Raw genomic sequence first — 25,048 nt, 5'->3', positions numbered from 1 at the left:
AGTTTATGTAAAAATTGTACTTTACAAGATTAATTTTATAGTATATAGTATGAAAAGAAATAACAATTAAATAAAAAGTAGATAGAGGTTGCGATATCTAAGAGTATGTTTGTGGAGTTAAGCACGTTGAAGCAAACAAAAAGGAGAAGTCGCCGAAGCGTATAGTTAATGCTTTAATACTATAACGTTGGGGTTATGTAGAAGATACATAACACTGTCACAAATTTAATTTGTGGGGAGCTATCACGAAAGTCTATTTGTTAAATGAGAGTAATAACCAGTGTTTGGGTATTTACTAATCGGAGATAAAAAAGTCTTGAGTGATTTGCTCAAGACTTTTTTATTTGAATTAAATACATTACAAGAAATTGAAGGGAGATAAATATGGAGGCAATTGATATTGGGTGGTTATCAATTTTACCACCAATTATAGCGATCGCGTTAGCGTTAATGACAAAAGAGGTTATTTCTTCATTAATCGTAGGAATTTTATCAGGAACACTTATTTATGCTTTTAATACTGGTGGTGGTATAGTTAAGGCTGTAGATGTAACTTTTACATTAATGGCTGAGAAATTAGGGGCTAATGCATCAATCATTTTATTCTTAGGATTCTTAGGTGCACTTGTTGCTGTTATTACAATGGCAGGTGGTTCCAAAGCTTATGGAGATTGGGCAGGAAATAAAATTAAATCAAAAAGAGGCGCACAATTTGGTACAGCATTATTAGGTGGCCTGATCTTTATAGATGACTATTTTAACTGTTTAACAATTGGTACAGTTATGAGACCGGTAGCAGATAAACATCAAATTTCAAGAGCTAAACTTGCTTATATTATTGATGCTACAGCAGCACCAATTTGTATTATAGCACCGATTTCATCATGGGCAGCTTCAGTTGTTTCACAAATGAGTGGATTAGATGTAAACGGGGTACCTCTTAATGGGATGGAAACTTTCATGGCAACTATCCCATATAACCTTTATGCTATTTTAACTTTAATTATGGTTATTGTACTTTGTGTAACAAATATTGAGTTTGGCCCAATGGCCAAATTTGAAAAAGCAGCTAGAGAAGGTAAGGAGCATAAAGGGATGGCAGCTTCAGAAGGCGAAGAGGATGAGCTTTCTAGAGTGAAAATTTCTTCTAAAGGGAAAGTATATGATTTAATTATTCCTATTCTTGCTCTTATTATCTTTGCAGTATTTTCTATGCTTTATGTAGGTGGATACTTTGAAGGGGGGATGACCATAGCAGAAGGCTTTGGAAATACAGATGCAGGTAGTGCTCTTGCACTTGCAGGATTTGGTGCACTTATCGTAGCATTCCTTCTTTTTGTACCACGTAAAGTTATTACATTTAAAGAATTTATGGATGGTATAGGCATTGGTGTAAAATCAATGGTAGGTGCCTTCATTATTCTAACACTAGCATGGACAATCAGTGGTGTATGTAGGGAACTTTTAAATACAGGAGAATTTGTAGGTGGTTTAGTAGCAGCATCTAATATGCCACCAGCAATTATACCAGCTATTGTATTCCTTGTAGCAGGTGGACTTGCTTTCGCGATGGGAACATCTTGGGGAACATTTGGAATCCTTATTCCAATTGTAACAATGATTTGTGCAGCAGTAGCACCAGAGCTTCTCACGGCAACACTTGCAGCAACACTCGCTGGAGCAGTATTTGGAGATCACTGTTCACCGATTTCAGATACAACTATTCTTTCATCCACTGGAGCAGGATGTAATCACATTGATCACGTATCCTCACAGATTCCATATACTTTAGTAGTAGCAGGATGTTGTTTCATAGGTTATCTTATTGCTGGTGTTACAGCCAATGTATGGATTACACTTGGTAGCTCAATTGTATTATTACTAGGTACACTTGTTGTATTAAATAAAATAAGTAAAAAACACCAAGGGTAAAATAAATAGAGTAGAATTTAATACTTATATAAGGATATAAATGAAAAAGAGAGCTTAGGCTCTCTTTTTTATTGCTACAAAAAATATGTATTGATAAGACTATGATAGTAGATTAGAAGAGGAGAGCGTATCAACCACTACACCTAGCTATCTAAAGGAAAAGTTCATTTGACTTAGGAGTAGCACATACTTTTTGCATCTTCTTTGATGCAATCAATAAGGCTAATTTATTAAGATTACGAGCGTGCTGTGGGCAAAGAGAAGTACAGCGCATACAGGAAATACATTTAGATTTATTGATGGATGAGGGATTAGCTTTAGAAATAGCTTGAGTAGGACAGTTTGTAGCACATAATCCACATTTGCTACATTTTTTATTTGCTTTCGGTTTTAAAGGAAGTCCTTTATAGACTCTATATGAAGTATTACCAGGGACTTGAATTTCTTTTAAATTACAGTTTTGCTCAAGCTTTTTTCTAATTCTATCTGTAAATCTAATGAGTTCGCTCTCATCATCAGCATTTGGTCGTCCTTCACCAAATTGATGCATAATAGAGTGTTCTGTAACAGCAGCAATTGCAGCAATACAGTGGAAGCTTCTGGCTTTTAAAGTATTTGTAAGTTCAATTAAGGTATCTTCATAGGCACGATTACCGTAAGTTACTACTATAATGGTCTGTGCATTTCCACCTGTCATCTGATTAATGCGAGATAAAGATACAGCTGGAACACGTCCACCAAAGCAAGGAACAGATACAATACAAAGATCATCAGTAGAGAAGGTAAACTGGGAAAAATCTATATCTGGGTTAGATAAATCGATTTCTATCTTAGGACAATTCCATGTTTTACTCATAATATCTGCAACTTTTTTTGTGCCGCCTGTAGGGCTGAAATAAATTTGATAAAGATTCATGCTTAAGTTGCCTCCTTTTTTGTTATAGGGCATAGTTGAGCTATTTGCTCTGCTTCTTTCCAAAATTCAGTGACTAGTTTTAAGCTACTACTTTTGGGGTCAAGAAAGTAAAAGTTCATTGTGCCACATTGATGGACATTAATAATGCCAGCATTCATTAAAATTTTTAGATGATGTGAAACTGTTGTACGAGAGATATTTGTACTCTTTTGTATTTCACCAACACGAATGCCACCTTCGCCACAGTGCTCAATTAAAGTTTTAATAATAAGCTGTCTAGTTTCATCTCCTATAGCTGAAAGTGCAGGTTGGCATTTGATAAATTTTTCTTGGAATAATATACGTTGTTTTTCAAAGTCTGTTTTATGCATATGGAGCTCCTATAATGGTCGATAGATATTGACTATTATAATTTGAAGTTTTTTATTATTCAACATTGGTAAAGAAAATCGGGTTCAATATTAAATGAATATTGATACTTCAATTAAAGATATTTGATTAAAGATGAAAGTATGTTATAAGTAATAAAGAGAATATAAAAGAAAGGTGATAGAATGAATATATTAAAGGAATTCAAAGCATTTGCAATGAAAGGAAATGTAGTCGATATGGCAATAGGGGTTGTCATTGGGGGTGCATTTGGAAAAATTGTAACATCATTAGTTAATGACATGATTATGCCAGTATTTAGTTTATTAACCGGAAGAGTAAGTTTTACTAACTGGAAATGGGTTGTGGATCCACCAAGAGAGGGATTAGAACCTATTATAATAAACTATGGTTCATTTTTACAGAATGTATTTGACTTTTTAATTATAGCTTTTTCAATCTTTATTACAATTAAGTTCATCACAAGAATGGCTAATAAAATGAAACAACAAAAGGAAGATGAAATAAAAGAAGAGATTAAGGAAGAACCTAAAGTATCTGCTGAAGAATTATTATTAAGAGAAATTAGGGATTTACTTAAAGAACAGCGAGAAAATAAGGAAGAAGCTTTAATAAATGAGGTAAGCTTAGCCATAGAAAATCAAAAGGAATAAAGTTATACTAAATAAGAAAGTAGAGGCAAAGGAATAATAAAATGTGTGAGAGTTGTATGCATTTAGAATATGATGAAGGAAGTCAACAATATGTGTGCAGTATTGACTTTATCATGGATGAGGATGATTTAGCAAAAATGAACTATCATCAAAGCAACCGTTGTCCCTATTATAAAATAGGTGATGAGTATACTTTAGTTCGTAAACAAAATTAATAACAGTAATAAAGAGCCTAATGGGCTCTCTATTTTTATGCATTACTTTATAGTAGCGACTTCTTCCATTTGAATTCTAATTTCGTAATAGGTTTATCATGGTTTTTATCAAATATAGTATGAATGGTAATAAGGTCACTTGCATCGTGATTTATAACATCACTGAAAAGATGTAAGGAACTTCCGTCCATGGCCTCCTGTTTAAATAGAACTTTCAGAGTTGAAATTTCATAGTTATTTAAAAGATTTCTAGGTAAAGTATCTACTGCCATTTCAATATATTTGACATTATTTACGTGTTTATTTGCATCAATATCACTGTGTCTTATGGTATAATTCTTCGAATACGTAGGATTTTCAAGCTTTATAAAATCATCTAGCGGAAAGGCTTCTTCTAATTCTTTTTCTATGCCATAGATTTTAACTTGTTCAGGTGACATTTTTACAGGGCGTCTTTTATCAAAATCAATAAGTATGGCGGTAGAAAGGCCAGAAACAATAACATGACCTTTTGAATTTCTTATTGTAAAGCTTCTATAGCCATAGAGTTTCTTAATGCCTACAATATCGGTTTCAACGGTAATTGTATCACGAAACTTTGGGTATTCTAAAATATTTAAATCATATTTAAGTAAGACCCAAACACAATTATTGACAAAACCATTATGCGTTTCACCTAAAGCATCACTTTGTGAGACAACCACATCCCATAAATAATTCATAAGAGATGAATATTTACATTTATAATTTGAATCTACATCATAAATATTAATGGTATATTGCTTGCTAAACTTATTACTCATGTACAAATCCTTCTTTCGTATGGAATTTATTTATTTTAATTACCGTAATTTTATTAATCAATAAAATGCACTCCAGTTAAATACTGAGGTGCATTTTTGTTTAGTCATTCATGTACTTATTCAAAAATTGAGTAATAGTTGACCAGTACAAGTCTGGATTAACTTCTCTTGACTTAGCATGGCCAGCCCCCTTGATAACTAACTTTTCTTTTGGAGCAGTTGAAGCTTCATAGAGTTCTTCAAGCATAGAGTATGGAACAAAATCATCTTCATCACCGTGGATAAATAGAGTTGGTGTTTTAGACTTTTTAACTTGCTCGATAACAGAGGCTTCACCTAACCAATAACCAGCACGGAGCCTAGTAACTAGGCTGGCACTATGCATCATTGGGAAAGCTGGAAGTCCAAATAATTCATTAAGTTGATAAGAGAATTGGTCCCAAACAGAAGTATAACCACAGTCTTCGATAATGGCTTTAACATTACTTGGAAGTTCTTCACCTGAAACATTCATAACTGTTGCAGCACCCATAGAAACACCAAATAGAGTAATTTGGCTATTATGATCGTTTTCTATAATATAATTAATTAAATCGATTATATCAAGGCGCTCATCCCAGCCCATACCAATATAGTCACCTTGGCTTTTTCCATGGGCTCTTAAATCTGGAATAATAACATTATAGCCCATCTCATAGAATGTTCTGGCATAGGAAGCCATGGATAGACCTTCTGATGTATAGCCGTGTACTGTAATAATCCATTTGTTTGAATCAGGTCTGTTAATAACATAATTGTGAAGATTCAAGCCATCTTGGGAGGTTATGTATAAATCTTGATAACCACTATGTTCAAGTAACCATGTTTTATCATCTATAGTTACAGCACCGCTTGTTTCATTTTGCTTCACGGAATCTTTAGTAGCTTCATCATCTGAACTAAATATTAAATCCTTTGGTGTAGTAGGATTTAAGGCTAAATTGTATAAGTAATTGGCACCAAAACCTATGATTGTTACACCACTAAGTAAAATGAAAATTAAAACTCCAATTAAAACTATTTTGATTTTTTTCATTAGGATACTCCTTGTAGTCATTTGGTGGGACCTATTATAGCATGGAACTTGATGAAAATAAATATTTGATAATCAAAATAATTAAAGATATATGGTATAATACTATATTATTGGAGGTATAAAAATGAATCAAAAATATAAAGGAATATTATACATTGTGTTATCTGCATTTAGTTTTGCTTTTATGAATGCTTTTGTAAGATTGGCAGGTGATTTGCCTTCCATTCAAAAGAGTTTCTTCCGTAATTTAGTGGCACTTATTTTTGCAGCTATTGTTTTAAAGAGAAGTAAGATAGGATTTTCTTATAAAAAAGAGAATTTAAAACCATTAATTTTACGCTCCACATTTGGGACATTAGGTATTTTATGTAATTTTTATGCTATAGACAAGTTGGTTTTAGCAGATGCATCTATGCTCAATAAGATGTCACCATTTTTTGCAATCTTATTTAGTTATCTCTTGTTAAAGGAGAAGATTGATTGGGTACAGGCTATTTCTGTAGCAGGGGCATTCGTAGGTAGCTTGTTCATTATTAAACCTAGCTTTCATAATGTAGAACTTATACCTGCTTTAGCTGGATTTGCAGGAGGTATGGCAGCAGGTGCAGCTTACACATTCGTAAGAATCCTAGGACAAAGAGGAGAAAAGGGACCGTTTATTGTATTCTTCTTTTCAAGCTTTTCATGTGTAACCACTTTACCTTTCCTCATTTTCCAATATCATGCTATGTCTTTAACTCAGGTTATTTATCTACTATTAGCAGGACTTGCAGCGGCAGGTGGGCAATTTGCTATTACAGCAGCATATTGTTATGCACCTGCTAAAGAAATTTCAATCTATGATTATTCACAGATTATTTTTTCAGCAATATTAGGTTTCTTCTTATTTGGCCAGATTCCTGATTTTTATAGCGATTTAGGTTATGTAATCATTTGTGGAATGGCTATTTTTATGTTTTTATATAATACAGGTAAACTAAAGATAGGCGTCAATAAGTAAAGAGGCAATATTGTATCTTTAGTTTGCTGGAATTTATCCTATAATAAGTTCTAAAGTAAGAGGTTTTATCAAAAGAAGTATAAACATAAAAGTGATGGAACCCAATGAAAATGCCTAGAAAAAGTTTGAGCAGATTATAGAGGTAAGTATATTTATAAGTTGATCGAATAAGGAGATAGTAACTATGTATTTCAAACAAGATAATACGTACAATGAAATGAGAAAAAATTCTACTATGCAGTGGCTTACGGAACTTTTAGAGAGTGAGGATGTTGTTAATAAAAATGGGGCTAAGCTAACTATAGAGTATATTGAATATCTTAATCATAAAATTAAAGAGCTTGAAGATAAGAATACACTCAAAGACGAATTCCTAAAGAAATTAAAAAGTAAAGTAAATAATAAGTAATAAAGGTCCTGCAATGTCTTAACAATACGAGGCATTGCAGGATTTTTGAATATAGTATGTTTTTTATAGTTAATTTAACGATGGTACGAAAAAGGGACAAACATTAGAACAGGCAGGATAAAACGAATTATATTTATCTTTTTTATAAAAATGTTCGATTTGTGAAAAGGTTACATATGGGTGAGTGAATAAAATAAAATTAGACTAGGTATTTAACTTTTTTTATAGTTTTAAAGAAGTAAATAAGGTATAAGAGTGAGCTTTTTTTAAAATAAAAGATTATTATTGTTAATTTGCTGAATATTTTAATGGAAAAAGTGTATAAAATGGAGTATAAATAAAGGGCTAAAAATAGGTATGAAAAATTGACAATATCCTAAAAGAATATAAAATAAAGTTCGTAAGTGATGAGCAAAAGCATCAAAATAGACAAGATAGTTACTAGAAAATTTAACGTAAAAGGATTGAGAAAATAATGTCTAGAAAGTTTAAATTAACACAAAGATATGCAGCATTTTTATTATCAGCTTTTATAGGAATTCAAGCATGTAATTATGCAGAAGTTTTTGCAAAACCAATCAGTGTAGTACAAAATACTTCAGAAACTGAAGTGGAAAATAAAGAAACACAAAATAATGCAAGATACTTAGAGGTTTATTTTGAAATTAATAATATACCAGAAGTGATTTCAGGGGAATTCTTCATGAATGCCATGGAAAAAGTTTCTGATCATAAATTTAGCGACTTAAAAGACTCAGATACAGTAAAGTTTGTAGAAGCTGTAAGACTTGCGGTTATAGGTGCTAACTTTGAGGAATTAGCGCTTGGGTATAAACAAGATAAAATCACTGATAAAGTAACAGTTCAAATAAATAATCAATATGCACCATACATAGCATGTGCGTTAGATACAGGTCTTATAAATGAAGTGGCATTAGAAAATATGACTTCAAATAGCATTATGAGCAAAGAACAAGCTATTAACTTATTAATGGCAGTCGCTGATGCAAATGGTAAAACACGTAATTTTATCGGATACACAAATGAATCTGATATTTACGGAAAACTTATTAAAGCACGTGAAGAAGCAGTACTCTTTGAAAATGAAAAGCTTCAAAAGATTGGAGAAGAGGCAGTGCTAAATGGTGTAACGACAGGTTACAACTTATTAAACAGCAAATATAGTGCTAACTTTATTCCAGAATTAACACTTCGCTACGGACATAGTACAACAACTCATGCATTGCAGCTTATTGGATTACTTAACAGTGAAGGTATTGTTGCAAAAGTTCAATTAGAACCTAAAACATCTGTATTTCAGTATCTTCCTGAGTGGGGAGATGTACCACCAGCAACACCAGATTACCGTGTAGAAGTTATAAGTGAAGAGTTTATGTTAGCAAATTCTTTAGAATATGATTTAGTTTTTGAATTTGAGACTGAAGATGATAAAGTAAGATTTAATGAGCTTGTTGAAGCATATGCAAAGAAAGATGATAATAACAAAGAAGGAGAAGGACTACTATTCGCATCTTGGTGGCAACCACTTTACGTTTCAAGCGTAGAAATGGGTGAAGGTTACAAAGAGATTTATAATAACGTAATCACAGATGGAGATTACTCATTAAATCCTTTCTGCTTACCTCAAGATAAAGAAGCGGTACTAAAAGGATTTGAAGCGATTGATGAAACACTAGAAGTAGAACAAGTGAAAATATGGTGTAATGATGCATTCTATCGTTATTTAACAGGAGAGAGTCACCAATAATAGACCACACCACAACAGGTAGAGGATTGAAGGAGATTAAATCATGAAAAAGAAATTAATAGGTTTAGTAGTTGCGGGAATCTTAACAATGACAGGGCTAGTAGGATGTTCAGGGGCAGGTGCAGAGCAGACAGAAGCGCCAAAACAAGAAGCACAAGTAGAAGTAACAGAAGGTAAAGACGGTTTAAAAATTGCTATCGTAACAAGTATTACAGGCGTAGACGATGGTAACTTTAATGAAAATAACTACAATGGGATTTTAAAATTCATTGAAAATAACCCAGCAAGTACAGTAACAGCTATCCAAGAACCAACAGGTGATACATCAGCTGCTGTACAAGCAGTAAGTGATATCGTAGCAGATTATGATGTTATTGTAACACCAGGTTTCCAATTTGCAGGTATTTCAACAATTGCTAATGAAAACCCAGATAAAAAGTTTATCCTTGTAGATTCAGAACCAGCAGCTGTAGATGATCAAACAGTATTTGATAATGTATACTCTATGCTATTTGCAGAGCAAGAAGGTGGATTTTTTGCAGGGGTCGCAGCAGCACTTGAAACACAAACAAATAAAGTTGCAGTTGTAAATGGTATCGCTTTTCCATCAAATGTTAACTACCAATATGGTTTCGAAAGTGGTGTAAACTACGTAAATGAAGTGTTTGGTAAAAATGTAGAACTTGTAGAACTTCCTTCTTATGCAGGAACAGATGTAACAGGTGCAAATGTTGGCGGTAACTATGTAGGAGATTTTGCAGATGAATCTACAGGTAAAGTAATCGGTTCAACTTTAATTAAAGAAGGCTGTGACATTATCTTTGTAGCAGCAGGTGGTGCAGGTAATGGTGTATTTACAGCGGCAAAAGAAGCAGGTAATGTAAAAGTTATAGGTTGTGATGTTGACCAATTTGATGATGGACAAAATGGTGATGCAAACATTATCTTAACATCAGCGTTAAAAGTAATGGATGCAAACGTAGAAAGAGTACTTCAATCAGTAGTGGATGGAACTTTCAAAGGGGCAAATGAATTACGTCAAGCAGATACAGACTCAACAGGATATGTGAAAGAAGAGGGACGTCATCAGCTTTCAGAAGATACATTAGCAAAAATGGAAGAGATTTATGCTCTTGTAAAAGAAGGCGAAGTTGTTCCAGCAGCGAACTTCAATGGTGTGACACCAGAAAGTTTCCCAGGACTTCCAAGCTATAAATAAGTAGAATAAATAAATAGGTAATAGGGGAGCTATCTTAATAGATTTTTATTCAGATAGCTCCCCTATTTGGTAGATAGAATAAAACGGTTTATAAGAAGTGAAGGAGGAAGGATTATGAGTGAATACATTGTAGAGATGCGACATATTACTAAGAAATTTCCGGGGATTATAGCTAATGATGACGTAACACTCAAGATAAAAAAAGGTGAAATATTGGCTATACTTGGGGAAAATGGTGCTGGTAAGTCTACACTTATGAGTATGCTTTTTGGAATGTATGAACCTGATGAAGGGGAGATCTTTATACGTGGAGAAAAAGTGAATATTACATCACCGAATGAAGCAACAAAACTTAATATAGGGATGGTGCACCAGCACTTTAAGTTAGTAGAAGATTATACAATCACACAAAATATTATATTAGGTATTGAACCAAAGAAAAAAAGATGGGGGTTTTTACCTTATGTAGATATAAAGGAAGCCAATCAAAAGGTTGCAGAGCTTTCCAAACAATATGGATTAGAGGTTAATCCTACAAGTATTATTAAAGATATTACAGTATCTGTTCAGCAACGTGTAGAAATTCTTAAAATGCTTTATAGAGATGCAGAGATTCTCATTTTTGATGAGCCAACAGCTGTACTTACGCCTCAAGAGATTGAATTTTTACTCCAAGTTATTAAAAATTTAAGAGATAATGGTAAAACAATTATCCTAATTACACATAAGTTAGAAGAGATTAAGAAGATTGCAGACCGCTGTGCTGTTTTATGCCGAGGAAAGCTCGTAGAGATGTGTGAAGTAGCTACTACCTCTACTAAAGAAATGGCAAGACTTATGGTAGGACGAGAAGTAACCTTTGAATTGGCAAAAAAAGTGCCAAAGTACGGTAAAGAAGTGCTTAAAGTAGAGCACTTAACAGTGAAAGATAAAAATAACTTTGAAGTTGTCAAAGATGTTTCTTTTTCTATACGTAGTGGTGAAGTTTTTGCTATTGCAGGGGTATCAGGCAATGGACAGGTAGAAATTGCGGATGCTATTGCAGGACTTATGCCTGTAACAGAGGGAAAAATACTTCTTAATAATGAAGATATTACGCATATGAGCATACGTAAACGTACAGAAGTAGGCATAGGTTATATTCCAGAAGATAGACAAACTTATGGTCTTCTACTTGACTTCACAGTAGCAGAAAATGCAGTTTTAAAAGACTATTTCAAATCAGAATTTTGTGAAAAAGGCATTTTAAAAAGAGAAAAGTTTGATACATATGGCAATCAGATGATAGAGAAGTACGATATTAGAAGTGGACAGGGTGTTAAGACGCAAGTACGTAGTATGAGTGGTGGTAATCAACAAAAAATTATCATTGCACGTGAGATTGAACGAGATGTACCACTCATTATTTTTGTTCAGCCTACTCGTGGATTAGATATTGGTGCTATTGAGAAGATTCATGAGCAAATTATTGCAGAGCGTGATAAAGGTAAGGCGATCTTGCTTATCTCTCTTGAGCTTGAAGAGGTAATGAACTGTGCAGACACTATTGGTGTTATTTACAATGGACAAATTAAGCAAATTGCGGATGCTAAGTCATTAACAACGAAACAAGTAGGAGAATACATGATGGGGGTACAGGCTTAAATGAAGACGAACATCAAACAAAAAATAGTAAAACTTTTAGGTAATGAAGAGCGTCAGGGTATACTCATTCCTATTTTTGCAATTCTAATGAGTTTAATTGTAGGTGCTATTGTTATTGCAGTAGTGGGAAAAAACCCGGTAAATGCTTATCATAACCTCTTACAAGGCACAGGTATACTGCCAAAAGAATCTTATGCGGCACATAAAGGTACGCTCACGGATTTTATGAGTTTCCTAAATGCTTTAACGCCTATGATTTTTGCGGCACTTGCTGTAACTGTAGCTTTTAAAGCAGGCCTTTTCAATATTGGAGTTTCTAGCCAGATGCTTTTAGCAGGTTTTGTGGCAACCATTATTGTTGGATATAGTAATATGGAGAGTTATATAGCCAAACCACTTGTTCTTTTAATTGGGGTGATATGTGGGGCTGCAGTAGGTGGGATTGTAGGTTATCTGAAATACCGTTTCAATATTAATGAAGTTGTTTCATGTATTATGGTGAACTATATTCTTCAATATGTCATTAGTTTCTTCATTAATATGTACTATGTAGATGTTGTATCACGTCAATCTAGAAAAATAGCAGATGCAGCTTCTTTAACCTTAAGAAACGTAGAATTTTTAGGTATGAAAATGGAAGTACCCCTAGGAATTATTTTAGCTATCATAGCGACTTTTGGACTAAAATTTATATTAGATAAAACAAAGCTTGGTTATGAGATGAAAGCAGTAGGAGCTAATCAAAAGGCAGCACGATATGCAGGGATTAATGTAGGACGTACAATCGTTATAGCAATGCTTATTTCAGGTGCTCTTTCAGGACTTGCAGGTGTAACTTTCTACTTAGGATATAATACATCTATTCAACCTAAAGTGCTTTCATCAGTAGGCTATGATGCCATTGCTGTATCTTTACTTGGAAATGCAAGCCCTATTGGTAGCATGTTCTCAGCTTTTCTTATCAGTATTATTAGTAAGGGAAGTACTTATATGAGCTCAACAGCGGGTGTACCACAAGAGATTGCAGCAGTTATTACAGCGCTTATTTTACTTTTTAGTGCATGTGGAGCTTATATCAAATATCGTATTAAACGTATGAAAGATGAAGTGACAGAAGAAAGTTTAAGACAGTATAAGAAGGAGGAGGTATAATGGAAACAATTATTATTGACGGGCTAGCCTTTGCATTACCATTATTTATTATAGCTATTGGGGGCATTTACTGCGAACGTAGTGGTATAACTAACCTAGCGCTTGAAGGTCTTATGGGAATGGGGGCTTTTACTGGTGCTTTAGCAGTTGTTTTAACACAAAATTTATTTCCAGCTCAATCCTCCATACCTTTTTATATTGCTATTTTCTTTGCAATGCTAGGCAGTATGATTTATGCCATGTTACATGGATTGGTATGTATAAAATTTAAAGCAAATCAAGTTATTAGTGGTGTTGTGATGAATATCTTAGCTATTGCTTTAACAGGCTTTTTAACAAGCCAGCTGAACACTGTAATATTTGGTAAGCCTTCTTCTAAATTCGTATTAGGTGTTTTAGAGCGTTTTTCTATTCCAGGTCTTTCAGAAATTCCTGTAATAGGTGGTTTCTTTAAAGATATTTATCCATTTCAAGGCATTATTATTGTGATTGCTATTATTGCTTGGTATGTTTTATATCAAACAAGATATGGTATGCGTTTACGTGCATGTGGGGACAATCCACATGCAGTTGATGCAGGGGGGGTAGATGTAGCTAAAATACGTTTTAGTGCGATTATGATCTCAGGCGCTTTAGCGGGACTTGGAGGTATTTGTTTTGCTTATTCTATTTCTGCAAACTTTTCTTCAAGTATTTATGTAGGATATGGCTATTTAGCAATTGCTGCACTTATTTTTGGAAACTGGAAAATTGTACCGACTCTTATTGCGTGTATTCTATTTGGTTTTGCAAGATCAGGTGGTTACATGGTAAGTAGTGTATTAGAGCTTCCGAGTAGTTTCTCAGATTTAATTATGACCTTACCTTATATTCTAACCATGATACTTCTTATCTTCTTCTCTAAAAATAATAATCCACCACGAGCGCTTGGTGAGATTTATGATAAAGGGAAGAGATAATAGGAGGTACAAAAAAAGAGCCGGTAGGCTCTTTTTTAATATCTGGTTATAGGGTGACTGAAAGCTTCACCATTTGTTCTAATAATAAACTTGCATGTTTAGCTGCTAGTGGTAAAAATTCTTCGTAAGATAGGTCAGCACTACCGTCTGCCTTATCAGAAATAGCACGGATAATAACGTATGGTACGCTGTTTAAATAAGCTACATGGGCAATAGCAGCGCCTTCCATTTCTACTGCAGAAGGTGCGAAGTTTGATTGGATACGGTCTTTTACTGAGCCACCAGCTATGAATTGGTCACCACTTGCAACACGTCCTTTAAAGATAGATACACCTTCAAAGTTTAAGCTCTTAGCAGCATTTTCAGCTAAATCAATAAGTGATTGGTTAGCTTCGAAGAAAGTTACGCCGAGGCGTGGAATAGCACCTAATGGGTCGCCAAACACTGTTGTGTCAACGTCATGTTGTACAGCATCAGTAGAGATGACGATATCTCCTTGGTTGATGTCTGCATGAAGTGTACCAGCTACACCAGAGTTAATGAGGTAGTTAATGTCAAAAAGAGTAATCATAAGCTGTGCGCATACAGCTGCATTTACTTTACCGATACCTGAGCGTGCAAGAACGATTTCTTGGCCATGGAGTATACCTTTATAGAAAGTCATGCCTGCTTTTGTAACTGTTTCAGTTACTTCCATCATTGATTTTAGGATTTCTACCTCTTCATCCATTGCACCAATGATTCCTATTGTTTTGCGAAGTGTTGCATTTATTTGTGTCATATTACTAACGCTCCTTTAATGAAATAAACATAAAGTTTGCTCTATTTATAGCATGTATCTGTTATAAAAGCAAGATATAGAGAGAATTTATAGGACTATAAGCACTTGTAAAAATTAATATATGCAATATAATAGTTTGTGGTGATATATAATATTTTACATTTGTTGAATTTTATTATAAAAGCTTAGAGCTACAGGGGGGATTAGAAGATGCAATCAAATGTAATGTTAATGACTGAAGGATCCATTTATAAGAAAATTATTAAATTTGCCTTGCCGATTTTTTGGGGGAATTTATTTCAGCAGTTATACAATACTGTAGACTCCTTAATCGTTGGTAATTTTTTAGGTAAAGAAGCACTTGCTGCGATCAGTTCAACTGGATCGCTTATATTTTTGCTTGTAGGTCTGGTTGGTGGTATATTCTCAGGTGCTGGTGTAGTCATTTCACGCTATTTTGGTGCGGGGGATATAAAGGAAGTACAAAGGGCTATTCATACAACTATTTGTTTTGGATTAATAGCTGGCCTTACATTAACTGTTCTTGGCTCAATACTTGCTCCTGAGATTTTAAAGCTGATGGGAACGCCGGAATCTGTATTTCCTAATGCAGTTCTATATGTAAGAATTTATTTTGGAGGTATACTGACTATTGTTATGTATAACACAGCTAGTGGCATATTCCAGGCAGTAGGGGATAGTAAACGTCCACTTTACTTCCTTATTATTTCATCTATTACAAATGTTGTTTTAGACTTATTATTTGTTGTAGTTTTTAATATGGGTATAGGCGGGGCAGCTATTGCTACAGTTATAGCTCAAGCTGTAAGTGCTTTTTTAGCATTCCGTCATTTAATATGTACAAAGGATGTATATAAAGTAAGTCTTAAGAAAGTTGCTTTGCATATAGATATGCTTAAACAGATTTTAAAGATGGGTATTCCATCTGGTATTCAAAACTCTGTCATTGCACTTGCTAATATTGTTGTGCAATCTAACATCAATTCTTTTGATGCAGTTGCTGTAGCGGGATGTGGGGCTTATTCTAAGATAGAGGGCTTTGTATTTATACCTATTACAAGTTTTGCTATGTCCATGACTATATTTATAGGACAAAACTTAGGAGCTGGTCAGTATAAGCGTGCTAAAAAAGGTACTTACTTTGGGATAGCTGTTTCTACATTACTTGCAGAGACTATAGGGATTATTTTCTTTATTATAGCACCAAAGCTCATCGCATTATTTAATGGTGATCCAGAGGTTATTCAGTATGGCACACTTCAAGCTAGAACCATTGCGTTATTCTTCTTCTTACTGGCCTTTTCACATTGTATGGCAGGTATATTAAGAGGAGCAGGAAAGTCTATTATTCCAATGATGGTTATGTTGGCTTGTTGGTGTATGATTCGTGTTATTTATGTTACAATGGCGACTCATTTTATACATGATATTCAAGTTATCTTCTGGGCTTATCCACTTACATGGTCGTTAAGTTCTATTATATTCCTCATTTACTACTTGAAATCAAATTGGATGTATACCTTTAAGAAAACTACATCTGAAGAGGTTGTAGAGGCCTAAATATTCCATATAGAACATAAAAAATACCTTAAAATCATACCAATGATTTTAAGGTATTTTTTATAGAAGACTTTAAACTGATCTAGGAATGAGCTGGAGTATTTGATCATCAGCTATGTTAGGAATACCTCTACCATCACGATTACTAGTTGTTAAATAAAGGGAGCCATCAGGGCTTTCTATTATTTCGCGTAAACGCCCGTAATCGTTTTTAAGCCATACTTCCATACGTGTTACAAGGGTACCATATGGGTCTAATAAGAGAGCAAGGAGCTGCTCGCCACGTAAACAAGCTACAAGTAGCTTACCTTGCCATGGTCCATGTTTGATAAATACCAGACCGGAAGGAGCCCAGGTATTTTGCCCACTATGAATTAAAGGTTTTTGAACTATAACATTTGGCGCAATTTCATCATCTTGTACTAGAGGCCAACCATAATTAGCACCAGGATAGATAATATTGATTTCGTCATGAGCAGAAGGACCATGTTCGCAGGCGTATAAGGTATTTTGAAAATTCCAAGTTAGACCTTGAGGATTACGATGTCCTAGACTATAGACAGGAGAGGATGGAAAAGGATTATCAATAGGAATGCTACCATCTAATGCTATACGCAGTATTTTTCCTGCTGTGCTTTGAAGGTCTTGGGCTAGCATGGCATTACCTGCATCACCAGTTGTCACATAAAGTTTTTGATCTGGACCTATTTTTATTCTTCCACCGTTGTGGATCCTTCCGCCAGGTATTTGGTCCAGAATAATACGGTCAATAGAAGCTCTATTACTGATTTCAAGCAATCTTATAACACGGTTGTAGATTTGATTATTCTGAGTATAAGAATGCATAACGTAGAGATAATGATTTTGAGTAAAGTTAGGATCTAAAGCAATACCCATTAGACCTCCTTCTCCGGTACTTATAAAAGGTGGAGGTAAAGTGATCAGGGGCTCGGAGCGAAGGGCGCCATATTCTATGACTCTAATTGAGCCAGAGCGTTCTGTGAAATACAAGTTACCTTCACTGCTAATGGCTATAGCCCAAGGTACGTATAGATTTTGTGCTATAGCTCTAATAGCATAAGGAAATTGTCTGGATGATAAAGTTCTTGAATTTGAAAAGGATATTTTTTTCATATGTCTATTCTCCAGATTATGAATAATATAGGTCTTATAAGTATATTATTCATAACTTGGGATGATGGGACCTCTTAATTTATGATATTGAAAATAAATTTTAGATATTAAAATAAAATAAAGGTATTTTAGTACTTTGTAAATAATAATAAAAATAGTATAATCTAGATAGTAAAATTTTAAAAATATCAAGTAATTTATGTGAGAAATGGAGAAACTATATGACAATTCGAGGGACACAAAGTGACAGAAAGATAGAAATGAACAAAGATTGGACATTTTGCTGGGCGGGAGATGTTAATCATCCAAGGGCGGATATAAGTGATGCCTATAAAATCAATTACAATGATTCTGAATGGAGAAAGTTAAATTTACCACATGATTGGAGTATTGAGTTTGACTTTAATATCGAACATTCTTTAGTAGGTTCAGAAGCCGGTTACTTAGATGGTGGTACAGGTTGGTATCGTAAGAAATTAGTTTTACCACAAGAAATGAAAGATAAAAGAATTGCTATTCATTTTGGCGGTGTTTATATGGATAGCACAGTCTATGTGAATGAAAAGCAAGTTGGGAAATATCCTAATGGTTATATGCCTTTTACATATGATTTAACAGATTATATCATTGCAGATGGGGTAACAGAAAACGTTATTGCTGTTAAAGTAATAAATGAACAGCCAAGTAGTAGATGGTACTCAGGAAGTGGAATTTACCGTGATGTAGAGCTGATTGTAACAGAGTCAGTACATGTAGTAGAATACGGAACTTTCGTTACGACACCGTTTATTGAAGAGGAGTATGTAACAGGCAAAGTGACTATGCATATTCAGACAGAAGTAAAAAATACTTCAGAATCAGATAAACAAGTTGTAGTGCGTTCTACACTTTTAGACTATAAAACAAATGAGGTAGTAGCACAGGCGGTAGAAAGTGAAGTATATACTATAGCTGCTAGCCAAATAGATAAGGTAGATCAACAAATCGTTGTATCTGAGCCGAAACTTTGGTCTACAGCAGAGCCTAACCTTTATACAATGCTTACGGAAGTTGTTGTAGAAGGAGAAGTTGTAGATACTTATAAAACAAGATGTGGTTTTAGATGGATTAAATTTGATGCCAAGGAAGGTTTCTTCTTAAATGGTGAGTGGATGAAACTTAAAGGTGTATGTATGCATCATGACCAAGGAGCACTTGGAGCTGTTGCGAATACGCGTGCTATTGAGCGTCAGATGGAGATTATGCAGAATATGGGTGCTAATGCAATACGTGTGACTCATAACCCAGCGGCAGATGAGCTTTTACGTATCTGTGATGAAAAAGGACTTCTTGTTATTGATGAAGCTTTTGATACTTGGTATGGTGGAAAGAAACAATATGACTTAGGACGTTTCTTCTCACAAGGGTCCACTTCTCATCCAGATGGTGCTAATACTGTAACTTGGGCAGAGTTTGATCTTAAACGTATGGTAAAACGAGGACGTAACTTCCCATGTATTATTAAATGGTCCGTAGGAAATGAAGTAAGTGAAGCAAGTGGAGATGAACGTTCTTTAGAAACCATTAAAAATATGAAAAAGTGGGTTTATGAAGTAGATCCAACAAGAGGCATTACACAAGGTGCTGATAAATTTAGATTTGGTACAGGTGAAGGTGGTCATGAAGATATCGCTGCTGTGCAGGATACTGTAGGCTTTAACTATGCAGAAGAAAACTATGATAGCATACATGCAAAGCATCCTGATTGGGTGATTTATGGTTCGGAGACTTCTTCAGCAACTAAATCAAGAGGTGTATATAGTCATCCAGATTGGTTAGGAAGTCATGATTCAGGGGATCATTCAGATTATCAACAATCTTCTTATGATAATGACCATGTAGGCTGGGGAAAAACAGCGACAAACTCATGGATTCCAGATCGAGATAGAAAATATATAGCAGGTCAGTTTATTTGGACAGGCTTTGACTACATTGGTGAGCCTACACCTTGGCATAATACAGGAGGACCAGGTCATGAGTTATCACCTAAAAGTTCTTATTTTGGTATTGTAGATACAGCAGGTTTCCCTAAAGATGATTATTACCTTTACCAAAGTGTATGGAAGTGCGTAAGCGAAGCGCCAATGGTACATATTTTACCGCATTGGAATTGGGAAGATGATACTCTTAGAAGTCATGTAACAGGAGAAGATGGCAAGATTCCACTTAGAGTATACTCTAATGCACCACGTATTGAACTCTTTATAGATGGTGTAAGTCAAGGTGAAAAAATTTTCGCTCAGAAAGTAACAGATTATGGTTTTGCTTATCAACAACAATCTGAAACAAGTGATCGCCTGTATTTAGAATGGCGATTAGATTATGAGTATAGACCGGGAACTAAGATCCAAGCAGTTGCTAAAAGTGCAGAAGGCATAGTAATAGCTGAAGAAACTATTGTAACAGCAGATAAAGCAGCTCAAGTAGCTTTACAAGCAGATAGAAGTGTCATTCGTGCTGATGGCAAGGATCTTTGTTATATTACAGTAGATATTCAAGATGAAAGGGGTAACTTTGTCCCAACGGCAGATAATGAAGTACAATTTGAAATAATAGGACAAGGGCAAATTGTAGGAGTCGATAATGGAAATCCTGTAAGTCATGAACGCTATAAAGCACAGGCCGATGGCACATGGAAACGTAAAGTCTTTAATGGAAAAGCCGTTGTTATTGTTCAAGCAACAGAAGAATGTGGAAGTTTTACACTTAAAGCATCTTCTAAGGGACTAGAAGGGGCATATGTAACAGCTTATACAGTAGAAGATACTAGAAAAACATCGCAAGAAGTATTGGGTTATGAGGTTTACCCTATAAAAACAGAAGTAGGTGTGATGCCTACACTTCCTGAAAACGTAATAGCTGTACTGGCGGATGGAAGTAAAGTAAATCAAGCTATAAGATGGAATGAACTTAGTAAGCAGCAGTTTAATCAAATGGGTGTAGTAACAGTTGAGGGAACTGTAAATGGAGTAGAGGCGACAGTAAGTGTTGAAGTGGTAGTAGTAGCTATCAGACAAGGTGAAAAGGCAAGCGTAGCAGAGCTTACAAGTCTTATGATTAATAATAAGGAAGTAGCAGGCTTTAACCCGAATACATTTATTTATGAAATGAAAGTACCATATGGCGAGCAAATTACACATATTACTGCAGTTGCCAAAGATAATGCAAAGGTATGCATTGTGCCACCAAGTAGTTATACAGGCGTAGTAATAGTTGAAGTAGAAGCAGATGAGCATATAAAACAGAAATATATTGTTCATATAGACGAAGCTATGCCACAGCTTAAAGAAGTAAACTTTAAAGTAGAACATACACTTATTAAAGAAGATGAAAAAGTAGGCTTTATTTTAGAAGGAGTCAAGGAAGATGGCATAGCAATAGACCTTTCAAAAGCAGAAGTTCATTATCATGTAACAACAGAAGATAAAGCATATATTGAGTTTGTACAAAGTGAGATTTATGCCTATACAGCAGGTACTTTAAAAGTTGCTGTAGAAGTCATTTATGGAGGCATAAGTCTTACATCTGATGAAGTAACTTTAACGATTGTACCGAATGAAGTTGTTAAAGAAGTAGTAGCTTATGAAGAAGTTCAAATAGGCTGTACAGTCGGTAACAGTCCAAACTTACCAAAGATGGTGAAAGCATACTTTAACGTAGGTTTTCCTCGTATGGTAGAAGTAGAATGGAGTGAACTTTCAGAAACAGACTACAATACTTATGGTCAGTTTGAGGTAGAAGGAAAAGTAAAGGGATATGCACTTTTAGTTAAAGCTATTGTTGTAGTAAAAGGCATTCTGGCTATAGAAAGTGTAAGTGTGGCAGCGGTAAAAGGTATTCCAGCAGAATTACCTGAAAAAGTAATGGTTTACTATAGTGACCATACAAAAGCAGAAAGCTATGTAAGATGGAACGAGACTTGTGTAAATTACAGTGCTGTAGGTATAGTAGAAGTTACAGGAATGCTAGAAGATGTTAGGATGCCAGTTACTGCAAGTGTGAGAATTACTGAAGTAGCAGAAGAAATTAAAGAAAGTAAAAATTACGCAAAACAATGGACAGGCTCTCAGTTCCCAGCAGCTTTAGCATCCTTTACAAATGATGTAGAAGGTTCAAAAGATAATATTTCACATGTTAATGATACAGTCATTGCTTTTGATGAAATGCAACATAATAGATGGAGTAACTGGCAGCATGCACCTAGAGATAAAGAGTGGGTAGGTATTCTCTTTGCTGAAGGTGGTAATATTACAAAACGTTATATGGATACTGTAAAAGTAGGATTCTTTGAAGATCATGGAGTAGGTGCACCAGAGAACTTTACAATTGAATACTATGTGCCAGATAGAGAGCCAGCTGCGCCAAATCGTTTTGGGCATGTAATAGAAGGTGAATTAGCAGAGGAAGGAAATTGGAAGCCAGTTGTGGGAATCCAAGGAGATAAAGTAGGTGTAGAAGCTGGAAGAATGCATACCTTTACATTTGAACCAGTCCATACTTATGCAATTCGTCTTAATATGATTAGAAAAGCGGATAAGCAAGGTATCGCTATAACAGAGCTTGAAGCTTATGGTAAAGAAGCCATTGCATATGAAGACTATGAAGTAGCAGAAATTTTAGTAGATGGATGCAATATACTTGATAATTTTGATGAGGCATTACACTGTGTATGTGATATGCAGGGGGATAGAATGCCAGAAATTAGAGTAAATGCTACAAAACATGCTAAAGTAACAGTGATTCCAGCGGTAGATATAAACAGCATAGCTCAAATAGAAGTACTCCCAGAAAATGGAGATGTAACAAAAACTAAAATTTATCATATTAGTTTTAAATAAGAATATATCAATAAAAATAAAGGATATAGGGAATGTACTAGGAATCTACTGCTAGTATTTTTATTGTATATCATGTGACAAGATATAAATAGATTAGAAAATACTAAGAAAGGGGAACAATATGATTGCATCAAACAAAAAAACATGTATCAATAAGGGATGGTTTTATCGCATAGATAAGCAAGAAGAAGGGGTAAAAGTTAATTTGCCTCATGCTAATAAAGAAGTACCGTATAATTATTTTGATGAAAAAATGTATCAATTTATCAGCTTTTATGAGAAAGAGCTGTGGATAGAACATGGAAATGATAGAGAGTTTTTAGTTTTTGATGGTGTTATGACAGCTTTTAAAATCTTTGTAAATAATGTTTTTATAGGAGAGTATAAGGGCGGTTATATCCCACATCATGTAGAAATTACGGATTTTGTACAAAGGGGAGCATATAATAAGATTCTGGTAGAGGTAGATTCTACAGAGCGAGCAGATATTCCACCTTTTGGATATGTAGTAGATTATTTAACCTTTGGTGGGATTTATAGGGATGTATGGCATTATACACTTAGCCAAGCTTATATTAATCATGTATATTTTAAATACACTATTTTAGAGCATAATGGTGAACGGGGAAAAGTACAATGCTTACCGATTATTGAAATTGATAGCAAAGAAGAGGCTCAAAGTGTAAAGCTTATGGTACAGATTAATGACCATGGGGTAGAGATGCAGTTAGATGTAAAAAAAGGTATACATAGATATGATTTCACGCCATTTGTAATGGAAAATATGACATTATGGGATATAGAAAATCCACATAGATATAACTGTAAAGTTAGGATGCAAGGTGAGATCGGGAATGATGAAGCAAGTCTAAAAGTAGGGTTTAGAGAACTACATATAGAAGAGAATAAGCTTACTTTAAATGGCAAATCACTTACTTTATTAGGGCTTAATAGACATCAAAGCTATCCTTATGTAGGATATGCTATGCCAAAGAGAGTTCAAGAAAAAGATGCATACATTCTTAAGTATGAGCTTGGGCTTAATGCAGTAAGGACTTCACATTATCCACAGTCACCTTATTTCTTAGATGCATGTGATGAAGTAGGGCTATTGGTTTTAGAAGAGATACCAGGTTGGCAGCATATTGGACAGAGGGAAGATTGGCGTAGTAAGGTAATGGAAGATGTAAAAGCTATGATAGAAAGAGACTACAATCATCCTTCTATTATTACATGGGGGGTACGTATTAATGAATCTGGGGATGACCATGAATTATATACTGCAACCAATAAACTAGCAAGAAGTCTAGATGATACAAGGCCCACATCAGGAGTAAGATGCATGGAAAGAAGTGAGTTCTTAGAAGATATTTATACGATGAATGACTTTATCCATGATGGTTCAGAGAATATCTTAAGAACAAGGGAGCGTTGTACAGGGTCAGAAAAGCCTGTACCATATATGGTAACAGAATTCTGTGGTCACATTTACCCAACTAAAAAGTTTGATCAAGAAGAAAGATTAGTAGAGCATGCGCTAAGACATGGACGTGTACAAAGTATGGCAAGACAAAAAGATGAAGTGCTTGGTGCAATAGGTTGGTGTGCTTTTGATTATAATACACACTTTGACTTTGGGAGTGGAGATAGAATTTGTTACCATGGCGTAATGGATATGTTCAGAATTCCAAAGTTTGCAGCAGCAGTTTACAAAAGTCAAAGAGATCCAAAACATGGTTATGTTATAGAACCACTTACCTACTGGGCAAGAGGGGAGAAAAATAAAGGGGTTGTATTCCCAATTCATGTGTTTACTAACTGTAATAAGATAGAGGTTAAATTAGGTGGAGTGAGTAAAGGTGTCTTTTCAAGGCAATTCCATAATACAGATCCTAAGATGCAATATCTTAAACAACCACCTTTTGTATTAAGCATGAATAATGGTGAGTGGGGAGCACATTGGACAGATGCAGAGTTTATTGGTTATGTAGGAGATGAAGTAGTAGTAAGTAAAAAGTTTGCTGCGAACCCTGTATATTCAGGAATACAAGTAGAAATAGATGATTATAAACTCTATGCAGATGAACTAGATGCAACACGTGTTGTTGTACGTGCTATAGACCAGGTTGGCAATACCTTACCGTACTTAAGTGAAGGTATTCAGATAGAAACATTTGGGGATATAGAAGTAATAGGACCTAAGCAGCTTGCTTTAACAGGCGGAAGTATTGCTTTCTGGATTAGAACAAAGATAGAAAGTAGAGAAGGTATAGCAAAAATAAAAGTAAATAGCTATGGTGGATATAAAGAAGAAATAAGTATTGAACTTGAGAAGAGGGCTTAGATAAAATAAATTAAATAAAAAAGTCAGGCAAAAGAAGTTCGTATATAAATTAAAATTAATTGTTGACATATGTATAATTTTTGTGTAGAATCATAAACAACGAACAAAACACATCATATAAATTCGATGAAGAGAAAAAGTAAGTTATAAATTTGTTCCCCAGAGAGTTGGTGTATGCTGAAAGCCAATGTTCAAA

The 25,048-nt window shown here is 34.7% G+C and carries 19 protein-coding genes, 1 riboswitch and 1 other annotated feature (1 of these 21 only partly in view); of the genes, 13 read left to right on the top strand and 6 right to left on the bottom strand.

What is annotated here, in order from left to right; genetic code table 11:
• Window positions 1-74 precede the first annotated feature (74 nt).
• Window positions 75-251: riboswitch (Lysine riboswitch) on the top strand.
• Window positions 252-384: 133 nt separating this feature from the next.
• Window positions 385-1,932 carry a Na+/H+ antiporter NhaC family protein gene (locus tag ACLTBU_RS06770; protein WP_412218294.1) on the top strand — a complete coding sequence of 516 codons (1,548 nt, stop codon included), beginning with the start codon at window positions 385-387 and terminating at the stop codon, window positions 1,930-1,932.
• Between the two features lie 151 nt (window positions 1,933-2,083).
• Here ACLTBU_RS06770 and ACLTBU_RS06765 read toward each other — a convergent pair whose 3' ends face one another.
• Window positions 2,084-2,848, bottom strand: coding sequence for a 4Fe-4S binding protein (locus ACLTBU_RS06765; RefSeq protein ID WP_412218292.1), 765 nt, complete (start codon window positions 2,846-2,848; stop codon window positions 2,084-2,086).
• Window positions 2,849-2,850: 2 nt separating this feature from the next.
• The gene (locus ACLTBU_RS06760) at window positions 2,851-3,219 is read right to left on the bottom strand and encodes an ArsR/SmtB family transcription factor (RefSeq protein ID WP_412218290.1); all 369 of its coding nucleotides are present in this window, start codon (window positions 3,217-3,219) and stop codon (window positions 2,851-2,853) included.
• 183 nt (window positions 3,220-3,402) lie between these two features.
• Between ACLTBU_RS06760 and mscL the strand changes: the two genes are divergently transcribed.
• Together mscL and ACLTBU_RS06750 are read left to right on the top strand one after the other, a co-directional pair.
• The gene (gene mscL, locus ACLTBU_RS06755; RefSeq protein ID WP_412218287.1) at window positions 3,403-3,891 is read left to right on the top strand and encodes a large-conductance mechanosensitive channel protein MscL; all 489 of its coding nucleotides are present in this window, start codon (window positions 3,403-3,405) and stop codon (window positions 3,889-3,891) included.
• Between the two features lie 41 nt (window positions 3,892-3,932).
• Entirely contained in the window at window positions 3,933-4,106 is a 174-nt protein-coding gene (locus tag ACLTBU_RS06750; RefSeq protein ID WP_177668798.1) for a DUF6472 family protein, read from the top strand.
• A gap of 47 nt (window positions 4,107-4,153) precedes the next feature.
• Here the strand turns inward: ACLTBU_RS06750 and ACLTBU_RS06745 are convergent, their stop codons facing one another.
• Both ACLTBU_RS06745 and ACLTBU_RS06740 read right to left on the bottom strand, forming a co-directional pair.
• On the bottom strand, window positions 4,154-4,909 hold the full coding sequence (locus tag ACLTBU_RS06745) for an acyl-[acyl-carrier-protein] thioesterase (protein WP_412218284.1): 756 nt from the start codon (window positions 4,907-4,909) through the stop codon (window positions 4,154-4,156).
• 100 nt (window positions 4,910-5,009) lie between these two features.
• Window positions 5,010-5,984, bottom strand: a complete 975-nt coding sequence (locus ACLTBU_RS06740; protein WP_412218281.1) for an alpha/beta hydrolase — start codon at window positions 5,982-5,984, stop codon at window positions 5,010-5,012.
• A gap of 124 nt (window positions 5,985-6,108) precedes the next feature.
• On the opposite strand from ACLTBU_RS06740, the gene ACLTBU_RS06735 reads away from it, so the two are divergent.
• The 7 genes from ACLTBU_RS06735 (at window position 6,109) to ACLTBU_RS06705 (ending at window position 14,135) form a co-directional block, all read left to right on the top strand.
• Window positions 6,109-6,984 carry a DMT family transporter gene (locus ACLTBU_RS06735; RefSeq protein ID WP_412218279.1) on the top strand — a complete coding sequence of 292 codons (876 nt, stop codon included), beginning with the start codon at window positions 6,109-6,111 and terminating at the stop codon, window positions 6,982-6,984.
• Between the two features lie 184 nt (window positions 6,985-7,168).
• Window positions 7,169-7,393 carry a hypothetical protein gene (locus tag ACLTBU_RS06730; protein WP_412218277.1) on the top strand — a complete coding sequence of 75 codons (225 nt, stop codon included), beginning with the start codon at window positions 7,169-7,171 and terminating at the stop codon, window positions 7,391-7,393.
• Between the two features lie 475 nt (window positions 7,394-7,868).
• Entirely contained in the window at window positions 7,869-9,161 is a 1,293-nt protein-coding gene (locus tag ACLTBU_RS06725; protein WP_177668789.1) for a hypothetical protein, read from the top strand.
• 43 nt (window positions 9,162-9,204) lie between these two features.
• Window positions 9,205-10,380 carry a BMP family lipoprotein gene (locus ACLTBU_RS06720; protein ID WP_177668787.1) on the top strand — a complete coding sequence of 392 codons (1,176 nt, stop codon included), beginning with the start codon at window positions 9,205-9,207 and terminating at the stop codon, window positions 10,378-10,380.
• Window positions 10,381-10,494: 114 nt separating this feature from the next.
• Complete coding sequence (locus ACLTBU_RS06715) at window positions 10,495-12,024, top strand: ABC transporter ATP-binding protein (protein WP_412218274.1); 1,530 nt, start codon at window positions 10,495-10,497, stop codon at window positions 12,022-12,024.
• Complete coding sequence (locus ACLTBU_RS06710) at window positions 12,025-13,176, top strand: ABC transporter permease (protein ID WP_412218272.1); 1,152 nt, start codon at window positions 12,025-12,027, stop codon at window positions 13,174-13,176.
• Window positions 13,176-14,135: an ABC transporter permease gene (locus ACLTBU_RS06705; protein WP_177668766.1), complete on the top strand. Its 960-nt coding sequence runs from the start codon at window positions 13,176-13,178 to the stop codon at window positions 14,133-14,135. Before ACLTBU_RS06710 ends, ACLTBU_RS06705 begins: the two co-directional genes overlap by 1 nt.
• 46 nt (window positions 14,136-14,181) lie before the next feature.
• Here ACLTBU_RS06705 and ACLTBU_RS06700 read toward each other — a convergent pair whose 3' ends face one another.
• Window positions 14,182-14,916: a 5'-methylthioadenosine/adenosylhomocysteine nucleosidase gene (locus ACLTBU_RS06700; protein ID WP_412218270.1), complete on the bottom strand. Its 735-nt coding sequence runs from the start codon at window positions 14,914-14,916 to the stop codon at window positions 14,182-14,184.
• A gap of 210 nt (window positions 14,917-15,126) precedes the next feature.
• Between ACLTBU_RS06700 and ACLTBU_RS06695 the strand changes: the two genes are divergently transcribed.
• Window positions 15,127-16,497 (top strand): MATE family efflux transporter, encoded by a 1,371-nt coding sequence (locus ACLTBU_RS06695; protein ID WP_412218268.1) that lies wholly within the window; start codon window positions 15,127-15,129, stop codon window positions 16,495-16,497.
• 72 nt (window positions 16,498-16,569) lie between these two features.
• Here ACLTBU_RS06695 and ACLTBU_RS06690 read toward each other — a convergent pair whose 3' ends face one another.
• Complete coding sequence (locus tag ACLTBU_RS06690) at window positions 16,570-17,631, bottom strand: PQQ-dependent sugar dehydrogenase (RefSeq protein WP_412218267.1); 1,062 nt, start codon at window positions 17,629-17,631, stop codon at window positions 16,570-16,572.
• A 221-nt stretch (window positions 17,632-17,852) separates the two neighbouring features.
• Between ACLTBU_RS06690 and ACLTBU_RS06685 the strand changes: the two genes are divergently transcribed.
• Both ACLTBU_RS06685 and ACLTBU_RS06680 read left to right on the top strand, forming a co-directional pair.
• Window positions 17,853-22,508 (top strand): Ig-like domain-containing protein, encoded by a 4,656-nt coding sequence (locus ACLTBU_RS06685; RefSeq protein ID WP_412218266.1) that lies wholly within the window; start codon window positions 17,853-17,855, stop codon window positions 22,506-22,508.
• Between the two features lie 121 nt (window positions 22,509-22,629).
• Window positions 22,630-24,852, top strand: coding sequence for a glycoside hydrolase family 2 TIM barrel-domain containing protein (locus ACLTBU_RS06680; RefSeq protein ID WP_412218264.1), 2,223 nt, complete (start codon window positions 22,630-22,632; stop codon window positions 24,850-24,852).
• A 117-nt stretch (window positions 24,853-24,969) separates the two neighbouring features.
• Window positions 24,970-25,048: a binding site (T-box leader), on the top strand; it runs 182 nt beyond the window's last position.

The sequence above is a fragment of the Zhenhengia sp. genome, assembly GCF_046966505.1.
GTDB classification, from domain to species: Bacteria; Bacillota; Clostridia; order Lachnospirales; family Cellulosilyticaceae; genus Zhenhengia; species Zhenhengia yiwuensis.
Note: the sequence above shows the minus strand (reverse complement) of the source record. Positions and strands in the feature narration are given on the sequence as shown.